This window comes from Variovorax sp. LjRoot175, from assembly GCF_964253805.1.
Classification (GTDB): Bacteria; Pseudomonadota; Gammaproteobacteria; order Burkholderiales; family Burkholderiaceae_C; genus Variovorax.
This window is the reverse complement of record NZ_CAXURY020000001.1, coordinates 4,075,408-4,090,255: the sequence shown is the minus strand read 5'-3', so window position 1 is coordinate 4,090,255 and position 14,848 is coordinate 4,075,408. Positions and strand designations below refer to the sequence as shown.

The window sequence follows — 14,848 nt, the reverse complement described above, 5'->3', positions numbered from 1 at the left end:
GGCCCTCCCTCAGCCGAGGCGTTCCACCACGAAGTCGACGAAGCTGCGCAGCTTGGCGCTGGGCCGGGCCTCCGGCAGCCGCACGATGTGCACCTCGCGCGTCGGCAAGTCCCAGTCCGGCAGCAGCTGCACCACCTGGCCCGAGGCCAGTGCCGGCGCGAGCAGCGGATCGGCCTGCACGATCACGCCGACGCCGGCCAGGGCCGCCGCGAGCAAGGCCTGCCCATTGTTGGTGGCCAGCGGGCCGCGCACCGGCACGTGCGCCGTCTCGCCGCCGCGCGTGAAGCGCCATGAATGATCGGGCCCCCAGGCGGCGAAGCCGAGCAGCGGCAGCGCCTCGAGCTCGCGCGGATAGGCCGGCATGCCATGGCGCGCGACGAAGGCCGGGCTCGCGACCGCGAACATGCGCGAGCGCGCCAGCGGCCGCGCGATCAGGCGTTCGTCCATCGGCGTGCCCGAGCGCACGCCGCAGTCGAAGCCTTCCTCGGCCAGGTCGACCATGCGGTCATTGAGATTCAGTTCCACCTTCACTTGCGGGTGCGCCGCCAGGTAGTCGCCGATCACCGGCGTCAGGCGGTGCGCGCCGTAGGCCACCGGCGCCGTGACGCGCAGCGTGCCCTGCGGCACGGCCCTGAGCGCTTCGGCCACGCCGTCGGCCGTGCGCACGCTCGCAAGCACGTCGCGGCAGCGCTCGAGGTAAGCGGCGCCGATCTCGGTCAGCGTGTGGCGGCGCGTGGTGCGTTGGAGCAGGCGCGCGCCCAGCTCGGTTTCGAGCGCGCGGATGTGCTTGCCGACCATCACGGCAGAGATGTCCAGCGCTTCCGCCGCAGCCGCGAAGCTGCCGGCATCGATCGTCGCGACGAACACTTCCATGGCGCGCAGCTTGTCCATATTGCTAACCGTTGCTTTCGAATGGACGAAGCGTAGCGTCATTTATCGATCGAGCGATGCACAGAAGAATCTGCTTCTTTCAATCGATGGAGCAGGTCATGAAGATTCTTGTGGTGGGCGCGAACGGCGCGGTGGGCAGTGCGGTGGTGGAGGCGCTGGCCGAACGCCACGAGGTGCTGAGCGCAGGCCGCCAGCACGGCGACTGGCGCGTCGACATCACCAGCGATGCCAGTGTCGAGGCGCTGTTCGCCGCCGTCGGCCCGCTGGATGCCATCGTCTCGGCGGCCGGCAACCTTTTCTTCGGGCCGCTGGCCTCGATGCGGCCGGCCGATTTCAATGTGGGCCTGCAGGACAAGCTGCTCGGCCAGGTGCGGCTCGCCTTGCTGGGCCAGCACGTGCTGCGCGACGGCGGCTCGATCACACTGACCACCGGCATCGTGGCCGAGGAGCCGATCCGCCAGGGCGCCAACGCGACCGCGGTCAATTCGGCGGTCGATGGCTTCGTGCGCGCGGCCGCCACCGAGCTGCCGCGCGGGCTGCGCATCAATGCGGTGAGCCCGACGGTGCTGACCGAATCGCTGCCAAGCTACGGCTCCTTCTTTCCCGGCTTCGAATCGGTGCCGGCCGCGCGGGCGGCGCTGGGCTATGTGCGCAGCGTCGAAGGCTCGCAGACGGGGCGCGTGTACCGCGTGTGGCAATGAGCCGCGCCGGGATGGGCGATGTTCATCAGACGTCAACGGCGGCCGGCTCAGTGCACGAAGCCGCGCTCGCGGTGGAAGTACTTGGCGTCGCGATCGAGCGTCTTGACCTGCACCGCCGGCGAGCCCGCATAGACCGCGTACTCCTCGGTGTGCGCCTTGTTGAGCACCGAGCCCGCGCCCAGCATCGAACGGTCGGGCAGGGCGGCGCCGCCGAGCACCGTGACGCGCGTGCCGACCAGGCAATAGGCGCCGATGCGGATCGGCTTGCAGTCCTGCCGGTTGTCCACCACGTTGATGCCGTGCGTGATCAGCTGCGAGCGGTAGCCCGCGATGGTGGTGAAGGCGCCGATGTCGACGCGATCGGTGCAGTCGATGATGTGCTGCTTGGTGACGGCCGCGTGCTCGCCCAGCGTCAGGGTCGGATCGCGATCGGCGCGATGGGTGAAGTGGGCGCCTTTCGGCGGATGGCCGGTGATCCAGTTGGAGCGGTCGATCACCGAATGCGCGCCGCATTCGAGCCGGCCCAGGTGGATGGCAACGTTGAAGTGGCCGATGTAGGCCCCTTCGCCCATGACCAGCTGCCCCGGAAAGACATAGGACATCCCGATGCGCGCGCCGTCGGCGATCTGGTAGCCCCAGAAGCGGCGCAGCACCCGGCGCTTGAGCGCCCAGGGCAGGAACACCACGGCCAGCGCCAGCAGCTTCTTCACCGGGCGGTCTTTCGCTCTTCGATCACCCGCCGGTAGGCCGCCACGTAGTTCGATGCCATCTGCGCCGCGCTGTAGTGCGTGGCGTTTTCGATGCCGAGCCGGCGCATCTCTTCGAAGCGCGGCGCCGCCTGCTCGATAGCCGCCGCGATGGCGGCGGGATCGTGGGGGTTCACGTAGACCGCGCCCGGCCCCCCGATCTCGTTCATCGGTGCGAGGTCGGAAGTGAAGACCGGGCAGCCGCAGGCCTGGGCTTCGATGATCGGCCAGCCGAAGCCTTCCTGCAGCGAGGGGAAGAGCAGCGCCGTCGCGCCGGCGTAGAGGGCGCGCAGCTGCTCGTGCGAGACGCCTTGCACTGTCTTGACGCGGTCGGCCACGCCGCGCTTGTGCGCCAGCTCGGCCATCTCCGGCACCAGCTCGGGCCCGACGAACAGGAGCTGCTGCACCGGCGCCGCGACGCCGCTCGCGGCCGCGCGCTCCTGCAGCGCGATGAAGGCCTCGAGCACCGTGCGGCGGTTCTTGCGCGCCAGGTCCCAGCCGACATGGATCAGGTACTTGTCGCGCGCCGAGATCCCGAGGCCTTCGACGAGGGGCTGCGCCTCCTCGGGCGGCACGGGCCGGAAATCGTCGTTCAAGCCGTTGAGCACCACGCTGACCCTGGGCTCCTGCGCGAGACCCAGCGCCAGCAGCTCGCGCCGGGTCAGATCCGATACGCAGGTGACCAGATCGGCCGCCGCCAGCCCCTTGACGATCAGCCGCTGGAACAGCCGCCCGGTCCAGCTCACGTTCCAGCCTTCGACCATGCCCTTGGCGGCCTGCACGGCGATCACGTCGTGGCAGGTGATGACATTGGGCTTTTTCTTGACCCAGGGGATGTACATGCCGTTGGAATGGTCGGTCACGTGCACCACGTCGGCCCAGCGCAGATGGCGCCCGATCGAGGGGATGAACAGGATGAACTTGTCCACGTAGCCCAGCCACTTCCACAGGCGCGAAGTGGTCGGCACCCGCAGCACCCGCCGGGGCGGCGTGAGCACGCGCAGCTCGCAGCCGTTGCGGGGGAGTTCACGTTCCAGGATGCGTTTGAAGGCCAGCATGCTGGTCTGGCCGTCGGGGACGTAGTTCCCGATGAGAAGCACTTTCATGTTAGGGACAATACCTGCATGCGCGGCGGTCGGCGTCGCGTGGATTCATCGCTGTTCCTGTTGGGATTGAAGGCGGATTATGTTCGAGCGGCTGGTGCGGCCCTAGGATGTGCCACTGCCGAGCGCGGCTGTCATATAGCCTCCATATGCGCTCGCACATTCCGTACCGGCTTCGCTGCCTTACCCTCCCAGCCCATGCAAGCGTACCGTGCCTCCCTTTTGCGATTCGATGCCGCCGGCCAGCCGGTTTTCGATCAAGACGGCCTGTTGGTGGTCGGCCCCGATGCCGCCGGCCGCCAGCGCGTGCTGGACGCCGGCGCCCATGCGTCGGTGGCGGCCCGCCATCCGGGCGTGGACGTCACGCACTGGCCGGGGCGCATCCTGGCGCCGGGCTTCGTCGACATGCACGTCCACTTTCCGCAGACCGACATCATCGGCGCGCCCTCGGAAGGCCTTCTGCCCTGGCTCGAGAACTACACCTTTCCGGCCGAGAGCCGCTTTGCCGACCCGGCGCACGCGGCGGAGGTGGCCGAGGTCTTCTTCGACGAGTTGCTGCGCAACGGCGTCACGACCTCGCTGACCTTCGCGACCTCGCATCCGCAGTCGGTGCAGGCCTTCTTCGAGGCGGCGCAGCGCCGCCGGCTGCGCATGATCACCGGCAAGGTGCTGCAGGACCGGCATTCGCCCGACGGCGTGCGCGACCAGACGGAACAGAGCCTGATCGACACCGAGTCGCTGATCCGCCAGTGGCACAACGTCGATCGCCTGGGCTATGCGATCACGCCGCGCTTCGCGCCGACCAGCACCGACGCCCAGCTGCGCGGCGCTGGCGAGCTGGCCGCGAAATACCCGGACACCTGGATCCATTCGCACGTGGCCGAGAACAAGGACGAAGTGAAGTGGGCGCGCGAGCTGTTCCCCGGCGCGCGCTCCTACCTCGACGTCTATGCCGGCTTCGGCCTGATGCGCGAGCGCGCCGTCTACGCCCACTGCATCCACTTCGACGACGACGACCGGCGCCTGATGCGCGACACCGGCACCGCCTCGGCCGTGAGCCCGACCAGCAACTTGTTCCTCGGCAGCGGTTTCTTCGACTTCGAGGGCGCCGACCGCATCGGCTATGCCTACGGCCTGGCCAGCGACGTCGGCGGCGGCACCAGCTTCAGCCCCTTCTCGACCATGATGGCCGCCTATTACGTGGGCCGCGAGGGCCAGACCAAGCCGGGCATCAGCATCCCGCCTTCGCAGCTCTGGTGGCGCCACACCGCAGGCGCGGCGCGCGCGCTGGGGCTCGAAGGCGTCATCGGCAACCTGCAGCCGGGCTGCGAGGCGGACTTCCTGGTGATCGATCCGAAGGCCACGCCCTTGCTCGCGCGCAAGACCTCGCTCGCCAACAACCTTGAAGAGCTGCTGTTCGCGATGATCGTGCTGGGTGACGACCGGCTGATCGAGCGGACCGTCATTTCGCAGGCCTAGCCGCGCCGGGTCGCGATCAGCGAGCGCACGTCCGGTGACTTGAGCCGCGGCCGATCGGCCTCCACCGCACGCAAAGGCTCGGCCTCCACCAGGGTGTCCAGGCAGCGGCGCGTGAGGTCCTGGTAGATCTCGGTGCCTTCGCGCTTCCACGCGATCTCGTCGTCGCCGAGCTCGCGCCGCACCGTGGCGGGAATGCCGGCCACCAGGCTCTTCGCCGGCACCCGCATGCCTGCCGGCACGAAGGCGCAGGCGGCGACGAAGGCGAAGGCGCCGATCTCGGCCTCGTCCATCACCACCGCGTTCATGCCCACCAGCGCATCGTGCTTCACCACGCAGCTGTGGAGCACGGCGCCGTGGCCGATGTGGCCGTTTTCCTCGACCACCGTGTCCTGGTCCGGGAAGCCGTGGATCGTGCAGTTGTCCTGCACGTTGGCGCCGCGCTCCAGCACGATGCGGCCGAAGTCGCCACGCAGGCTCGCGCAGGGGCCGACATAGCAGCCGGGGCCGACGATCACGTCGCCGATCAGCACGGCCGTGGGATGGACGTAGGCGCTGGGGTCGACCACCGGCACGACGCCTTCGAGTGCGTAGCAGGGCATGGCAGCTCCCGGTTGATCAAGCGTGGCGGCGGTGCTGCACGACCACGAAGCGGTCGGCCACGAAGGCGAGGGTGGTGTAGGCCGCATTGGCCGCCGGATTGCCGCCGGTGGCGTGGAAGTCGGAGAAGCCGGCCGACTGGTTGACCATCACGCTTTGGGTGAGATTGATCGATAGCGCGACGCGTGCGCGCCGCGCGGCGTTCACCATGTCGTCGATGTACGCCGGGTCGTCGGAGTAGAGACCCAAGGTCATGGCGCCATGTCGGCGGACGCTGCGCTCGGCGATTTCGAGCGCAGCCTCGCGCGAAGGCACGGCCACCAGATAGGACACCGGGCCGAAGCACTCCTGCTCGTAGATGTCGGCATCGTCCACGCCCAAGGCGGCGATCGCCGGCGTGCGCACCTCGGCCTGCGGGTACTCGGGGTGCTCGAGCTTGCGCGAGGCCAGCACCGTGCGGCCGACCTTCGCGGCCTTGTCCAGCCGTTCGAGGGTCTGGGGCGAGCCGATGGCGCCGAGCACTGTCAGCGCCACCTTCGGATCGGCCAGCAGTTGGTCGATCGCCTGCGCGAGATCGGAGCCGACCTGTTCGAAGCTCTTGTGTCCCTGGTCGGTCCGGATGCCCTCAGCCGGCACCAGCAGGTTCTGCGTGGTGGTGCACATCTGGCCGCTGTAGAGCGAGAGCGACAGCGCGAGGTTGCGCAGCATCGCGGCATAGGCATCGGTCGATTCGATGACGACCAGGTTCACGCCGGCCATCTCGGCATAGAGGCGGGCCTGCGTCGCATGCGTCTGCAGCCAGCGGCCGAAGACATTGCCGCCGGTGTAGTCGATGGAGGCCACCGCATGGTGCGTGGCCAGCATCTGCGCCAGTTGCGGTTCGGCGCTGACCGCGAGCGTCACGAGGTTCGGATCCAGCCCCTCTTCGGCCAGCACCTCGCGCAGCACGCTGACCGCGATGGCCGCAGGCAGCACGGCGTTGGGATGGGGCTTGACGATCACCGGGTTGCCGGTGGCCAGCGCCGCGAAGAGGCCGGGGTAGGTGTTCCAGGTCGGGAAGGTCGCGCAGCCGATCACCAGCGCGATGCCGCGGCCCACGACTTCGAAGCGTTTCTTCAGCACCGCGGGCGGGTTCTTGCCCTGCGGCTTTTCCCAGGTGGCCTCGGCCGGCACGTCGGCCATGGCTTTCCAGGCGGTGGCGATGGCTTCGAGCGCGCGATCCTGGGCATGGGGGCCGCCGGCCTGGAAAGCCATCATCGGGCCCTGGCCTGTGGTCAGCATCACGGCATGCGCGATCTCGAAGCTGCGTGCATGGATGCGCTTCAAGGCTTCGAGCACGACGCCCACGCGGCCTTCGGGGCCGATGGCCTGCCAGGCGGGCTCGGCCGCCAGGGCGGCGGCGACCAGCGCTTCACCCTCGCATTCGGGATAGCGGATGCCGAGCGTGGCGCCGAAGGGCGAGCGCTCGGTGGCGACGCGCGCGCGTTCGCCGGGCTGGTCCAGCGGGTAGTCCTTGCCGCAGAGCGCGAGCGCGGCGTTGCGGCCCTCGGCCTGCGCGCTTTCCCCATAGACCTTGGGCGAAGGGGCTTCCGGAAAAGGGGACCAATGGCCGCGGTGGGTGAGGGCGCGCAGGGCGTCGTCGAGCAGCGTGCGATGGCGATCGAACAGGGCGGTCATGGGTGAAGGGTCTCCGGCGATGTTGGAAAAAGGAGTGCCGCGAGCTAGGCTTAAGGGTTAGTACCAAAGGACAAGGCTTGCGGCAGCAAGACCGCGAATCCTATAATCAACCGAACGGTCGGTCAATTATTGAACTCGCCCTTTTGGCCGATCAATCCTCACACCTCAGCACCACGATGGACGAACCCCTGGTACGCATCACACAGTCTGGCGCCGTGCGCACGCTCCAGCTCAACCGGCCGGAAGCGCTCAACAGCTTCAACTCCCAACTGCATGCCGCGCTCATGGAGGCGCTCGACGAGGCGGCGGCCGACAGTGCCGTGCGCTGCGTGGTGCTCGGCGGCGCAGGGCGTGCCTTCTGCGCCGGCCAGGACCTGGCCGACCCGATGGTCGCGCCCGACTACACGCCCGGTGCGCCGCCCAAGGACCTGGCCCACGTCATCGAATCGCTCTACGCACCGCTGGTGCTGCGCCTGCGCTCGATGCCGGTGCCGGTGATCGCCGAGGTCCACGGCGTCGCAGCCGGTGCGGGCGCCAACCTCGCGCTGGCCTGCGATCTCGTCGTGGCCGGGCGCTCCGCGAGCTTCATCCAGGCCTTTACCAAGATCGGGCTGGTGCCCGACACCGGCGGCAGCTGGCTGCTGCCGCGGCTCGTGGGTCAAGCACGTGCGCTCGGCCTCGCCCTGCTGGGCGAGAAGCTGCCGGCCGCCGAGGCCGCCCAGATGGGCCTGATCTGGAAGTGCGTGGAAGACGCCGAGCTGGCGCTCACGGTCGAGACCCTGGCCACGCGCCTGGCCGACATGCCGATTGCCGCACTGGTCGCCACGCGCCAGGCGCTGGCCGATGCGCAGCAGCTCGATCTGGAGTCCGCGCTCGCAATGGAAGCCAGGCTGCAAGGCGGCCTCGGTGCCGCCAACGACTACCGCGAGGGCGTCGAAGCCTTCCGCGCCAAGCGCCCGCCGCGCTTCACCGACCGCTGAGGAGTTCCGTCGATGAGCGAGACCCATCCCCAACACACCGCCGAACGCGTGCGCGATGCCATGTTCGCCAACGACCGCGCCGTGCGCGGTCTCGGCATGGAGGTCGAGGCCATCGGGCCTGGCCGCGCCGACATCGCCATGACCGTGCGCGAAGACATGCTCAACGGCCACGACATCTGCCACGGCGGCTTCATCTCGACCCTGGCCGATTCGGCCTTCGCCTATGCCTGCAACTCCTACAACGAGGTGACCGTCGCCTCGGGATTCGGCATCGATTTCGTCGCGCCGGCGCGCCACGGCGACCGGCTGGTCGCGCGCTGCGTCGAAGTGTCGAAGGCGGGCCGCATGGGCGTCTACGACACCGAGGTCCTGAACCAGCGCGGCGAGCGGATCGCGGTATTCCGCGGACGCTCCTACACGATCAAAGGCAAACCCGTCGTTGCGGCTTGAAGAGAAGGAGACACCCCCATGCCCGTTCAACGCCCGGCACCCGGCGACCTCGAGGCGATCGAGAAGGCCAGTCGCGACGAGATCGCCGCGCTGCAGCTGCAGCGCCTGCAGTCCAGCCTGCGGCGCGCCTACGACAAGGTGCCGCACTACCGCAAGGCCTTCGATGAAAAAGGCGTGCACCCCGGCGACCTCAAGCAATTGAGCGACCTCGCGAAGTTTCCGTTCACCGTCAAGAAGGACTTGCGCGACAACTACCCCTTCGGCCTCTTCGCCGTGCCGCGAGAACAGGTCGCGCGCATCCATGCGTCTTCCGGCACCACCGGCAAGCCGACGGTGGTGGGCTACACCTTGAAGGACATCGACAACTGGGCCGACCTGGTGGCGCGCTCGATCCGCGCGGCGGGCGGACGGCCCGGCGACATCGTGCACGTGGCCTACGGCTACGGCCTCTTCACCGGCGGACTGGGCGCGCACTACGGCGCCGAGCGCGCGGGCTGCACCGTGATCCCGATGTCGGGCGGCCAGACCGAGAAGCAAGTGCAGCTGATCCGCGACCTTCGGCCCGACATCATCATGGTCACGCCCAGCTACATGCAGGTGATCATCGAGGAGTTTCAGCGCCAGGGGCTGGACCCGCGCGAGAACTCGCTCAAGGTCGGCATCTTCGGCGCCGAACCATGGACCGAGGCGATGCGCCGCGAGATCGAGGCCAAGGGCGGCATGGACGCGGTCGACATCTACGGCCTCTCGGAAGTGATGGGTCCCGGCGTCGCCAGCGAGTGCATCGAGAGCAAGGACGGGCCCGTGGTCTGGGAAGACCATTTCTATCCCGAGATCATCGATCCCGAGACCGGCAAGGTGCTGCCGGACGGCGAAGAGGGCGAGCTCGTCTTCACCTCGCTGACCAAGGAAGCGCTGCCCATCGTGCGCTACCGCACGCGCGACCTCACGCGCCTCTTGCCGCCCACCTCGCGCAGCTTCCGCCGCATGGGAAAGATCGTCGGGCGCAGCGACGACATGCTGATCATCCGCGGCGTCAACGTGTTCCCGACGCAGATCGAGGAGATCGTGCTCGCGCACGAGAAGCTCTCGGGCCAGTACCTGATCAAGGTCGGGCGCGAGGGCCATCTCGACAGCGTGGAGCTGCATTGCGAAGTGCAGGCCGGCGCCGGCGACCTCGGCGACGCCGAACGCGAGCAGATCGCGCAATGGGTGCAGCAGCGCGTGAAGACCATGGTCGGCATCTCGACCACCGTGCTGGTGAAACGCCCCGACTCGATCGAACGCACGCTGACCGGCAAGGCCCGGCGCGTGGTCGACGAGCGCCCCAAGACCTGAAAGGAAAGCGTCATGTACACCCAAGCCATGGACACCATGGGCAAGGAATCCGGCGACGGCAAGAAGGTCGTCCGGTCGGCGGAGGAAATGGTTCTCGAGCAGCGCTTCGACGAACGCATCGATGCCGGCGGCTTCATCGAGGCCAAGGACTGGATGCCCGAGCACTACCGCAAGACGCTGGTGCGCCAGATCAGCCAGCATGCGCATTCCGAGATCGTCGGCATGCTGCCCGAAGGCAACTGGATCAGCCGCGCGCCCACGCTCAAGCGCAAGGCCATCCTCTTGGCCAAGGTGCAGGACGAGGGCGGCCACGGCCTGTACCTCTATGCTGCGGCCGAGACGCTCGGCACCAGCCGCGACCAGATGCTCGATGCGCTGCACACGGGAAAGGCCAAGTACAGCTCGATCTTCAACTACCCCACGCTGACCTGGGCCGACATGGGCACCATCGGCTGGCTGGTCGACGGCGCGGCGATCATGAACCAGGTGCCGATCTGTCGCTGCTCCTACGCGCCCTATGCGCGCGCGATGATCCGCATCTGCCGCGAGGAGAGCTTTCACCAGCGCCAGGGCTACGAGGCGCTGCTCACGATGATGCAGCACGGCACCGAGGCGCAGAAGGCCATGGTGCAGGACGCGGTGAACCGCTGGTGGTGGCCGTCCGTGATGATGTTCGGCCCGCCCGACGAGCAGTCGCCCAACAGTGCGCAATCGATGCGCTGGGGCATCAAGCGCTTCTCCAACGACGACCTGCGCCAGAAGTTCATCGATGCCGCGGTCGAACAGGCCAAGGTGCTCGGCGTGACCTTGCCCGACCCCGATCTCAAGTGGAACGAGGAGCGCCAGGCGCACGACCACGGGCCGATCGACTGGAGCGAGTTCTGGCGCGTGATCGGCGGCGACGGCCCGTGCAACCGCGAACGCCTCGGCGCCCGCGTGAAGGCCTGGGAAGAGGGCGCCTGGGTGCGCGAAGCGGCGCTGGCGCATGCGCGAAAACAGAATCACCTGAAGGAGGCCGCATGACAACCGATCAAGAGTGGCCGCTGTGGGAAGTGTTCGTGCGCAGCAAGGCGGGCCTGGACCACAAGCATTGCGGCAGCCTGCACGCGCCCGACCCCAAGATGGCGCTGCAGATGGCGCGCGACGTCTACACCCGGCGCCAGGAAGGCGTGAGCGTGTGGGTGGTGCGCTCCGACCAGATCGTGGCCAGCGATCCGGGCGACAAGGACATGTTCTTCGATCCGGCGGAAGACAAGGTCTACCGCCATCCCACCTTCTACGTGCTGCCCAAGTCCGTCGACCACATGTGAACTGAGGCCCCATGCAAGCATCCATCGAACTCGACCGCAGCCCCGCCGTGCAGTACCTGCTGCGCATCGCCGACACCTGCCTGATCCTGGCCCAACGCCTTGGCGAGTGGTGCGGCCACGCGCCGGCGCTCGAAGAAGACATCGCCATGAGCAACATGGCGCTCGATCTCGTAGGCCAGGCGCGTGCGCTGCTCACCCGGGCCGGCCAGATCGAAGGCCGCGCGCATGACGAAGACCAGCTCGCCTTCCTGCGCGACGAGCGCGACTATTTCAATCTCACGCTGGTCGAGCTGCCGCGCGGCGACTTCGCCTTCAGCGTGCTGCGCAACGCGATGGTCGCGACGCTGCTCAAGCTGCTGTGGGAGCGCCTGGCATCGTCGAGCGACGAGGAGGTCGCCGCCATCGCGGGCAAGGCGATCAAGGAAGCGCGCTACCACCAGCAGCATTCGGCCGACTGGGTGGTGCGCCTGGGCGACGGCACGGACGAATCGCATGCGCGCATGGAGGCTGCGCTGAAGGAGCTGTGGCGCTTCGTGCCCGAACTGTTCGCCTCGGACGCCGTGGGCGAGGAAGCCAGCGCCAGCGGCCTGGGCCCGGCGTGGGCGGTGTTGCGCGAAGCCTGGTTCGCCGAGATGGGCGCCATGCTCGACGAGGCCACGCTCGTGCCGCCGGCCGAGTCGGCCTTCCTGAGCACCGGCAAGCACGGCGTGCACAGCGAGCACATGGGCTACATCCTGGCCGAGATGCAGCATCTGCAGCGCGCTTATCCGGGGGGTGTATGGTGAATGTTGCCGCCTTCGCCCCGACGCGATGCGAGCAGGCGTGGGAGGTGCTCGGCACCGTGCTCGATCCCGAAGTGCCGGCCCTTTCGGTGTGCGATCTCGGCATCGTGCGCGACGTGATCGAGCGCGGCGATGCACTCGAAGTCGTGCTGACGCCGACCTACTCCGGCTGCCCCGCCACCGAAGTGATCGAGCGCGACGTGCTCGAAGCCATCGAGAAAGCAGGCCTCGGTCCGGCCCATGTCGCGCTGCAGCGCGCGCCGGCCTGGACCACCGACTGGATCAGCGCGGAAGGCCGGCGCAAGCTCTCCGAATACGGCATTGCACCGCCCGGACCGGTGGCGCCGGGCGATGCCGTCCCGATCCGCATCTTCGGACGCGGGACCGGCGCGGCCGTTGCCTGCCCGCGCTGCGGCAGCCGGCACACCGAACGCCTGTCTGCCTTCGGCGCCACCGCCTGCAAGTCGCTCTACCGCTGCCTTGCCTGCCGCGAACCGTTCGAACACTTCAAGCCGATATGAGCGTCATCTTCCACCCCCTGCGCGTGCGCAGGATCGAGCCCGACACCTCCGAGGCCGTGATCGTCTCCTTCGACGTGCCGGAGGAATTGCGCGAGGTCTTCGGCTTCACGCAGGGCCAGTACCTCACGCTGCGCAAGGAGATCGACGGCCAGGACCTGCGGCGCTCCTATTCGATCTGCGCCGGCGTCGACGACGGCGAGCTGCGCGTCGGCGTGCGCAAGGTACAGGGCGGCACCTTCTCCAACTGGATCAACAGCGCGCTCCAGCCGGGCGACACGCTGCAGGTCATGGCGCCGGAGGGGCGCTTCTTCGTGCCGATCGAGCCCGAGGCTCACCGCCACCACGTGGGCATCGCGGGCGGCAGCGGCATCACGCCCATCCTCTCGATCATGAAGACCGTGCTGGCGCGCGAGCCCTTCGCCCGCTTCACGCTGATCTACGGCAACCGTTCACTCAAGTCCACGATGTTCAAGGAGGAGATCGAGGACCTCAAGAACCGCTACATGACGCGGGTCGCGCTGCAGCACGTGTTCTCCGACGAGCACACCGACGTGCCGATCAACATGGGCGTGATGAACCGCGAGAAGATCGCCGAGTTCCTCGAAGGCCTGGTGCCCGCCGGGCAGATCGACCACGTCTACATCTGCGGGCCCTTCCAGATGAACGACGAGGCCGAGGCGGCACTGCTCGCGGCCGGCGTGCCCGAGGAGCGCATCCATATCGAGCGCTTCGGCATCGCCCAACCCGCCGGGCCGGTCGGCGCCGTGGTGCACGAGGCGCAGCCCGGCGATGCCGAGCAGGCGCGCATCACCATCGTGCGCGACGGACTCAGCCGCGAAATCCCGTTCGCCAAGGGCCAGCCGAGTATCCTCGACGCCGCCTCTTCGGCGGGCCTGGAGGTGCCGTATTCATGCACCTCGGGCGTGTGCGGCACCTGCCGTGCCAAGCTGCTGGAAGGGGAAGTGCGGATGGAGCGCAACTTCGCGCTCGACAAGAATGAGGTGGCGGGCGGCTTCATCCTGACCTGCCAGGCGCATCCCTTGACCGAGCGCGTGGTGTTGTCCTTCGACGAACGCTGAAGCGGCCGCAACCTTTTAACCAACGGAGACCTTCATGAAATCATTCACCCGCCTCGGCGTGGCGCTCCTGTGCGCCATGGCCTTTGCCGCGCAGGCCGACGTCAACGTCGGCGTCACGCTGTCGGCGACGGGCCCGGCCGCTTCGCTCGGCATCCCCGAGAAGAACACCATCGGCCTGATGCCCAAGACCATCGGCGGCCAGAAGATCAACTACATCGTGCTCGACGACGCATCCGACACCACCGCGGCGGTGTCGAACACGCGCAAGCTGATCAGCGAGAACAAGGTCGACATCGTGATCGGATCGACCGTCACGCCCAACTCGCTGGCCATGATCGACGTGGTGGCCGAAGAGAAGGTCCCGATGATCTCGATGGCGGCCTCGGCGCGCATCGTCGAGCCCGTGGACGAGAAGCGCAAGTGGGTCTTCAAGACGCCGCAGAACGACATCATGATGTCGCTCGCCATCGCCGAGCACATGGCGGCCAACGGCGTCAAGACGGTCGGCTTCATCGGCTTCTCCGACGCCTACGGCGAAGGCTGGTTCCAGGAGTTCGGCAAGGCCGCCGCGCTCAAGAAGCTGCAGGTGACGGCGAACGAGCGCTACGCGCGCAGCGACACCTCGGTCACCGGTCAGACGCTGAAGCTGATCTCTGCCAAGCCCGATGCGGTGCTGATCGCCGGCTCCGGCACGCCGGCCGCGCTGCCGCAGAAGACGCTCAAGGAGCGCGGCTATGCCGGCAAGATCTACCAGACCCACGGCGTCGCGAACGCCGACTTCCTGCGCGTCGGCGGCAAGGACGTCGAAGGCACGCTGCTGCCCTCCGGCCCGATGCTGGTGGCGGCGCAACTGCCCGATTCGCATCCGCTGAAGAAGTCGGCGCTGGCCTACGTCAACGCCTACGAGGCGGCCAACGGCAAGGGCAGCGTCTCGACCTTCGGCGGCCACGCCTGGGATGCAGGCCTGCTGATGAGCGCCGCGATTCCGGCCGCGCTCAAGAAGGCGCAGCCCGGCACGCCGGCTTTCCGCGCCGCCTTGCGCGACGCGCTCGAGTCGGTGAAGGACGTTCCCGGCGCCCATGGCATCTTCACCATGTCGCCCACGGACCATCTGGGTCTGGACCAGCGCGCGCGCGTGATGGTCAAGATCGAGAACGGCACCTGGAAATACCAGCCTCAAGACTGACCTTCAAC

Annotated in this window: 16 protein-coding genes; 11 read left to right on the top strand and 5 right to left on the bottom strand. The window is 68.1% G+C overall.

Translation table 11 applies throughout. From position 1 onward, the window contains the following. Positions 1 to 9: 9 nt before the first annotated feature. Positions 10 to 891: a LysR family transcriptional regulator gene (locus ACSQ89_RS20350; protein ID WP_093102957.1), complete on the bottom strand. Its 882-nt coding sequence runs from the start codon at positions 889 to 891 to the stop codon at positions 10 to 12. Between the two features lie 98 nt (positions 892 to 989). On the opposite strand from ACSQ89_RS20350, the gene ACSQ89_RS20345 reads away from it, so the two are divergent. Further along, on the top strand, positions 990 to 1,592 hold the full coding sequence (locus tag ACSQ89_RS20345; protein ID WP_436290950.1) for a short chain dehydrogenase: 603 nt from the start codon (positions 990 to 992) through the stop codon (positions 1,590 to 1,592). Between the two features lie 47 nt (positions 1,593 to 1,639). Here ACSQ89_RS20345 and ACSQ89_RS20340 read toward each other — a convergent pair whose 3' ends face one another. After that, complete coding sequence (locus ACSQ89_RS20340) at positions 1,640 to 2,302, bottom strand: acyltransferase (protein ID WP_212733616.1); 663 nt, start codon at positions 2,300 to 2,302, stop codon at positions 1,640 to 1,642. Beyond that, positions 2,299 to 3,444, bottom strand: a complete 1,146-nt coding sequence (locus tag ACSQ89_RS20335; RefSeq protein ID WP_436290951.1) for a glycosyltransferase family 4 protein — start codon at positions 3,442 to 3,444, stop codon at positions 2,299 to 2,301. The genes ACSQ89_RS20340 and ACSQ89_RS20335 overlap by 4 nt, the downstream gene beginning before the upstream one ends. A 195-nt stretch (positions 3,445 to 3,639) precedes the next feature. On the opposite strand from ACSQ89_RS20335, the gene guaD reads away from it, so the two are divergent. Further along, positions 3,640 to 4,920, top strand: a complete 1,281-nt coding sequence (gene guaD, locus ACSQ89_RS20330) for a guanine deaminase (RefSeq protein ID WP_093102960.1) — start codon at positions 3,640 to 3,642, stop codon at positions 4,918 to 4,920. On the opposite strand, the gene ACSQ89_RS20325 is transcribed toward guaD, so the two are convergent. Both ACSQ89_RS20325 and paaN read right to left on the bottom strand, forming a co-directional pair. Next, positions 4,917 to 5,519: a phenylacetic acid degradation protein PaaY gene (locus ACSQ89_RS20325; protein ID WP_436290952.1), complete on the bottom strand. Its 603-nt coding sequence runs from the start codon at positions 5,517 to 5,519 to the stop codon at positions 4,917 to 4,919. The genes guaD and ACSQ89_RS20325 overlap by 4 nt on opposite strands. Positions 5,520 to 5,535: 16 nt before the next feature. Next, positions 5,536 to 7,194 carry a phenylacetic acid degradation protein PaaN gene (gene paaN, locus ACSQ89_RS20320; protein WP_436290953.1) on the bottom strand — a complete coding sequence of 553 codons (1,659 nt, stop codon included), beginning with the start codon at positions 7,192 to 7,194 and terminating at the stop codon, positions 5,536 to 5,538. 176 nt (positions 7,195 to 7,370) lie between these two features. On the opposite strand from paaN, the gene ACSQ89_RS20315 reads away from it, so the two are divergent. From ACSQ89_RS20315 to ACSQ89_RS20275, 9 genes are read left to right on the top strand one after another with little or no spacing between them, the layout of a single operon-like run. Beyond that, the gene (locus ACSQ89_RS20315; protein WP_436290954.1) at positions 7,371 to 8,174 is read left to right on the top strand and encodes an enoyl-CoA hydratase-related protein; all 804 of its coding nucleotides are present in this window, start codon (positions 7,371 to 7,373) and stop codon (positions 8,172 to 8,174) included. 12 nt (positions 8,175 to 8,186) lie between these two features. Continuing rightward, positions 8,187 to 8,624, top strand: coding sequence for a hydroxyphenylacetyl-CoA thioesterase PaaI (gene paaI / locus ACSQ89_RS20310; RefSeq protein ID WP_093102965.1), 438 nt, complete (start codon positions 8,187 to 8,189; stop codon positions 8,622 to 8,624). An 18-nt stretch (positions 8,625 to 8,642) separates the two neighbouring features. Beyond that, positions 8,643 to 9,962: a phenylacetate--CoA ligase PaaK gene (gene paaK / locus ACSQ89_RS20305; protein WP_093102967.1), complete on the top strand. Its 1,320-nt coding sequence runs from the start codon at positions 8,643 to 8,645 to the stop codon at positions 9,960 to 9,962. A gap of 12 nt (positions 9,963 to 9,974) precedes the next feature. Continuing rightward, positions 9,975 to 10,985 carry a 1,2-phenylacetyl-CoA epoxidase subunit PaaA gene (gene paaA, locus ACSQ89_RS20300; RefSeq protein WP_436290955.1) on the top strand — a complete coding sequence of 337 codons (1,011 nt, stop codon included), beginning with the start codon at positions 9,975 to 9,977 and terminating at the stop codon, positions 10,983 to 10,985. Beyond that, on the top strand, positions 10,982 to 11,272 hold the full coding sequence (gene paaB / locus ACSQ89_RS20295; protein ID WP_093102970.1) for a 1,2-phenylacetyl-CoA epoxidase subunit PaaB: 291 nt from the start codon (positions 10,982 to 10,984) through the stop codon (positions 11,270 to 11,272). Before paaA ends, paaB begins: the two co-directional genes overlap by 4 nt. Before the next feature lie 11 nt (positions 11,273 to 11,283). Then, complete coding sequence (gene paaC, locus ACSQ89_RS20290; RefSeq protein WP_436290956.1) at positions 11,284 to 12,057, top strand: 1,2-phenylacetyl-CoA epoxidase subunit PaaC; 774 nt, start codon at positions 11,284 to 11,286, stop codon at positions 12,055 to 12,057. Next, positions 12,051 to 12,575, top strand: coding sequence for a 1,2-phenylacetyl-CoA epoxidase subunit PaaD (gene paaD / locus ACSQ89_RS20285; protein ID WP_436290957.1), 525 nt, complete (start codon positions 12,051 to 12,053; stop codon positions 12,573 to 12,575). The genes paaC and paaD overlap by 7 nt, the downstream gene beginning before the upstream one ends. Then, a complete protein-coding gene (paaE, locus tag ACSQ89_RS20280; RefSeq protein ID WP_093102974.1) occupies positions 12,572 to 13,654 on the top strand; it encodes a 1,2-phenylacetyl-CoA epoxidase subunit PaaE in 1,083 nt (360 codons plus the stop codon). The genes paaD and paaE overlap by 4 nt, the downstream gene beginning before the upstream one ends. Positions 13,655 to 13,688: 34 nt before the next feature. Beyond that, positions 13,689 to 14,840 (top strand): ABC transporter substrate-binding protein, encoded by a 1,152-nt coding sequence (locus tag ACSQ89_RS20275; RefSeq protein ID WP_093102976.1) that lies wholly within the window; start codon positions 13,689 to 13,691, stop codon positions 14,838 to 14,840. Positions 14,841 to 14,848: the final 8 nt, after the last annotated feature.

What these genes read in the sequence shown, in the direction of transcription:
- ACSQ89_RS20315 (WP_436290954.1), top strand. Translation starts at nt 7,371, where the DNA reads ATGGACGAACCCCTGGTACGCATCACACAGTCTGGCGCCGTGCGCACG.
- ACSQ89_RS20350 (WP_093102957.1), bottom strand. Translation starts at nt 891, where the DNA reads ATGGACAAGCTGCGCGCCATGGAAGTGTTCGTCGCGACGATCGATGCC.
- ACSQ89_RS20325 (WP_436290952.1), bottom strand. Translation starts at nt 5,519, where the DNA reads ATGCCCTGCTACGCACTCGAAGGCGTCGTGCCGGTGGTCGACCCCAGC.
- guaD (WP_093102960.1), top strand. Translation starts at nt 3,640, where the DNA reads ATGCAAGCGTACCGTGCCTCCCTTTTGCGATTCGATGCCGCCGGCCAG.
- paaA (WP_436290955.1), top strand. Translation starts at nt 9,975, where the DNA reads ATGTACACCCAAGCCATGGACACCATGGGCAAGGAATCCGGCGACGGC.
- ACSQ89_RS20275 (WP_093102976.1), top strand. Translation starts at nt 13,689, where the DNA reads ATGAAATCATTCACCCGCCTCGGCGTGGCGCTCCTGTGCGCCATGGCC.
- paaK (WP_093102967.1), top strand. Translation starts at nt 8,643, where the DNA reads ATGCCCGTTCAACGCCCGGCACCCGGCGACCTCGAGGCGATCGAGAAG.
- paaD (WP_436290957.1), top strand. Translation starts at nt 12,051, where the DNA reads ATGGTGAATGTTGCCGCCTTCGCCCCGACGCGATGCGAGCAGGCGTGG.
- paaB (WP_093102970.1), top strand. Translation starts at nt 10,982, where the DNA reads ATGACAACCGATCAAGAGTGGCCGCTGTGGGAAGTGTTCGTGCGCAGC.
- ACSQ89_RS20335 (WP_436290951.1), bottom strand. Translation starts at nt 3,444, where the DNA reads ATGAAAGTGCTTCTCATCGGGAACTACGTCCCCGACGGCCAGACCAGC.
- ACSQ89_RS20345 (WP_436290950.1), top strand. Translation starts at nt 990, where the DNA reads ATGAAGATTCTTGTGGTGGGCGCGAACGGCGCGGTGGGCAGTGCGGTG.
- paaN (WP_436290953.1), bottom strand. Translation starts at nt 7,194, where the DNA reads ATGACCGCCCTGTTCGATCGCCATCGCACGCTGCTCGACGACGCCCTG.
- paaE (WP_093102974.1), top strand. Translation starts at nt 12,572, where the DNA reads ATGAGCGTCATCTTCCACCCCCTGCGCGTGCGCAGGATCGAGCCCGAC.
- paaI (WP_093102965.1), top strand. Translation starts at nt 8,187, where the DNA reads ATGAGCGAGACCCATCCCCAACACACCGCCGAACGCGTGCGCGATGCC.
- paaC (WP_436290956.1), top strand. Translation starts at nt 11,284, where the DNA reads ATGCAAGCATCCATCGAACTCGACCGCAGCCCCGCCGTGCAGTACCTG.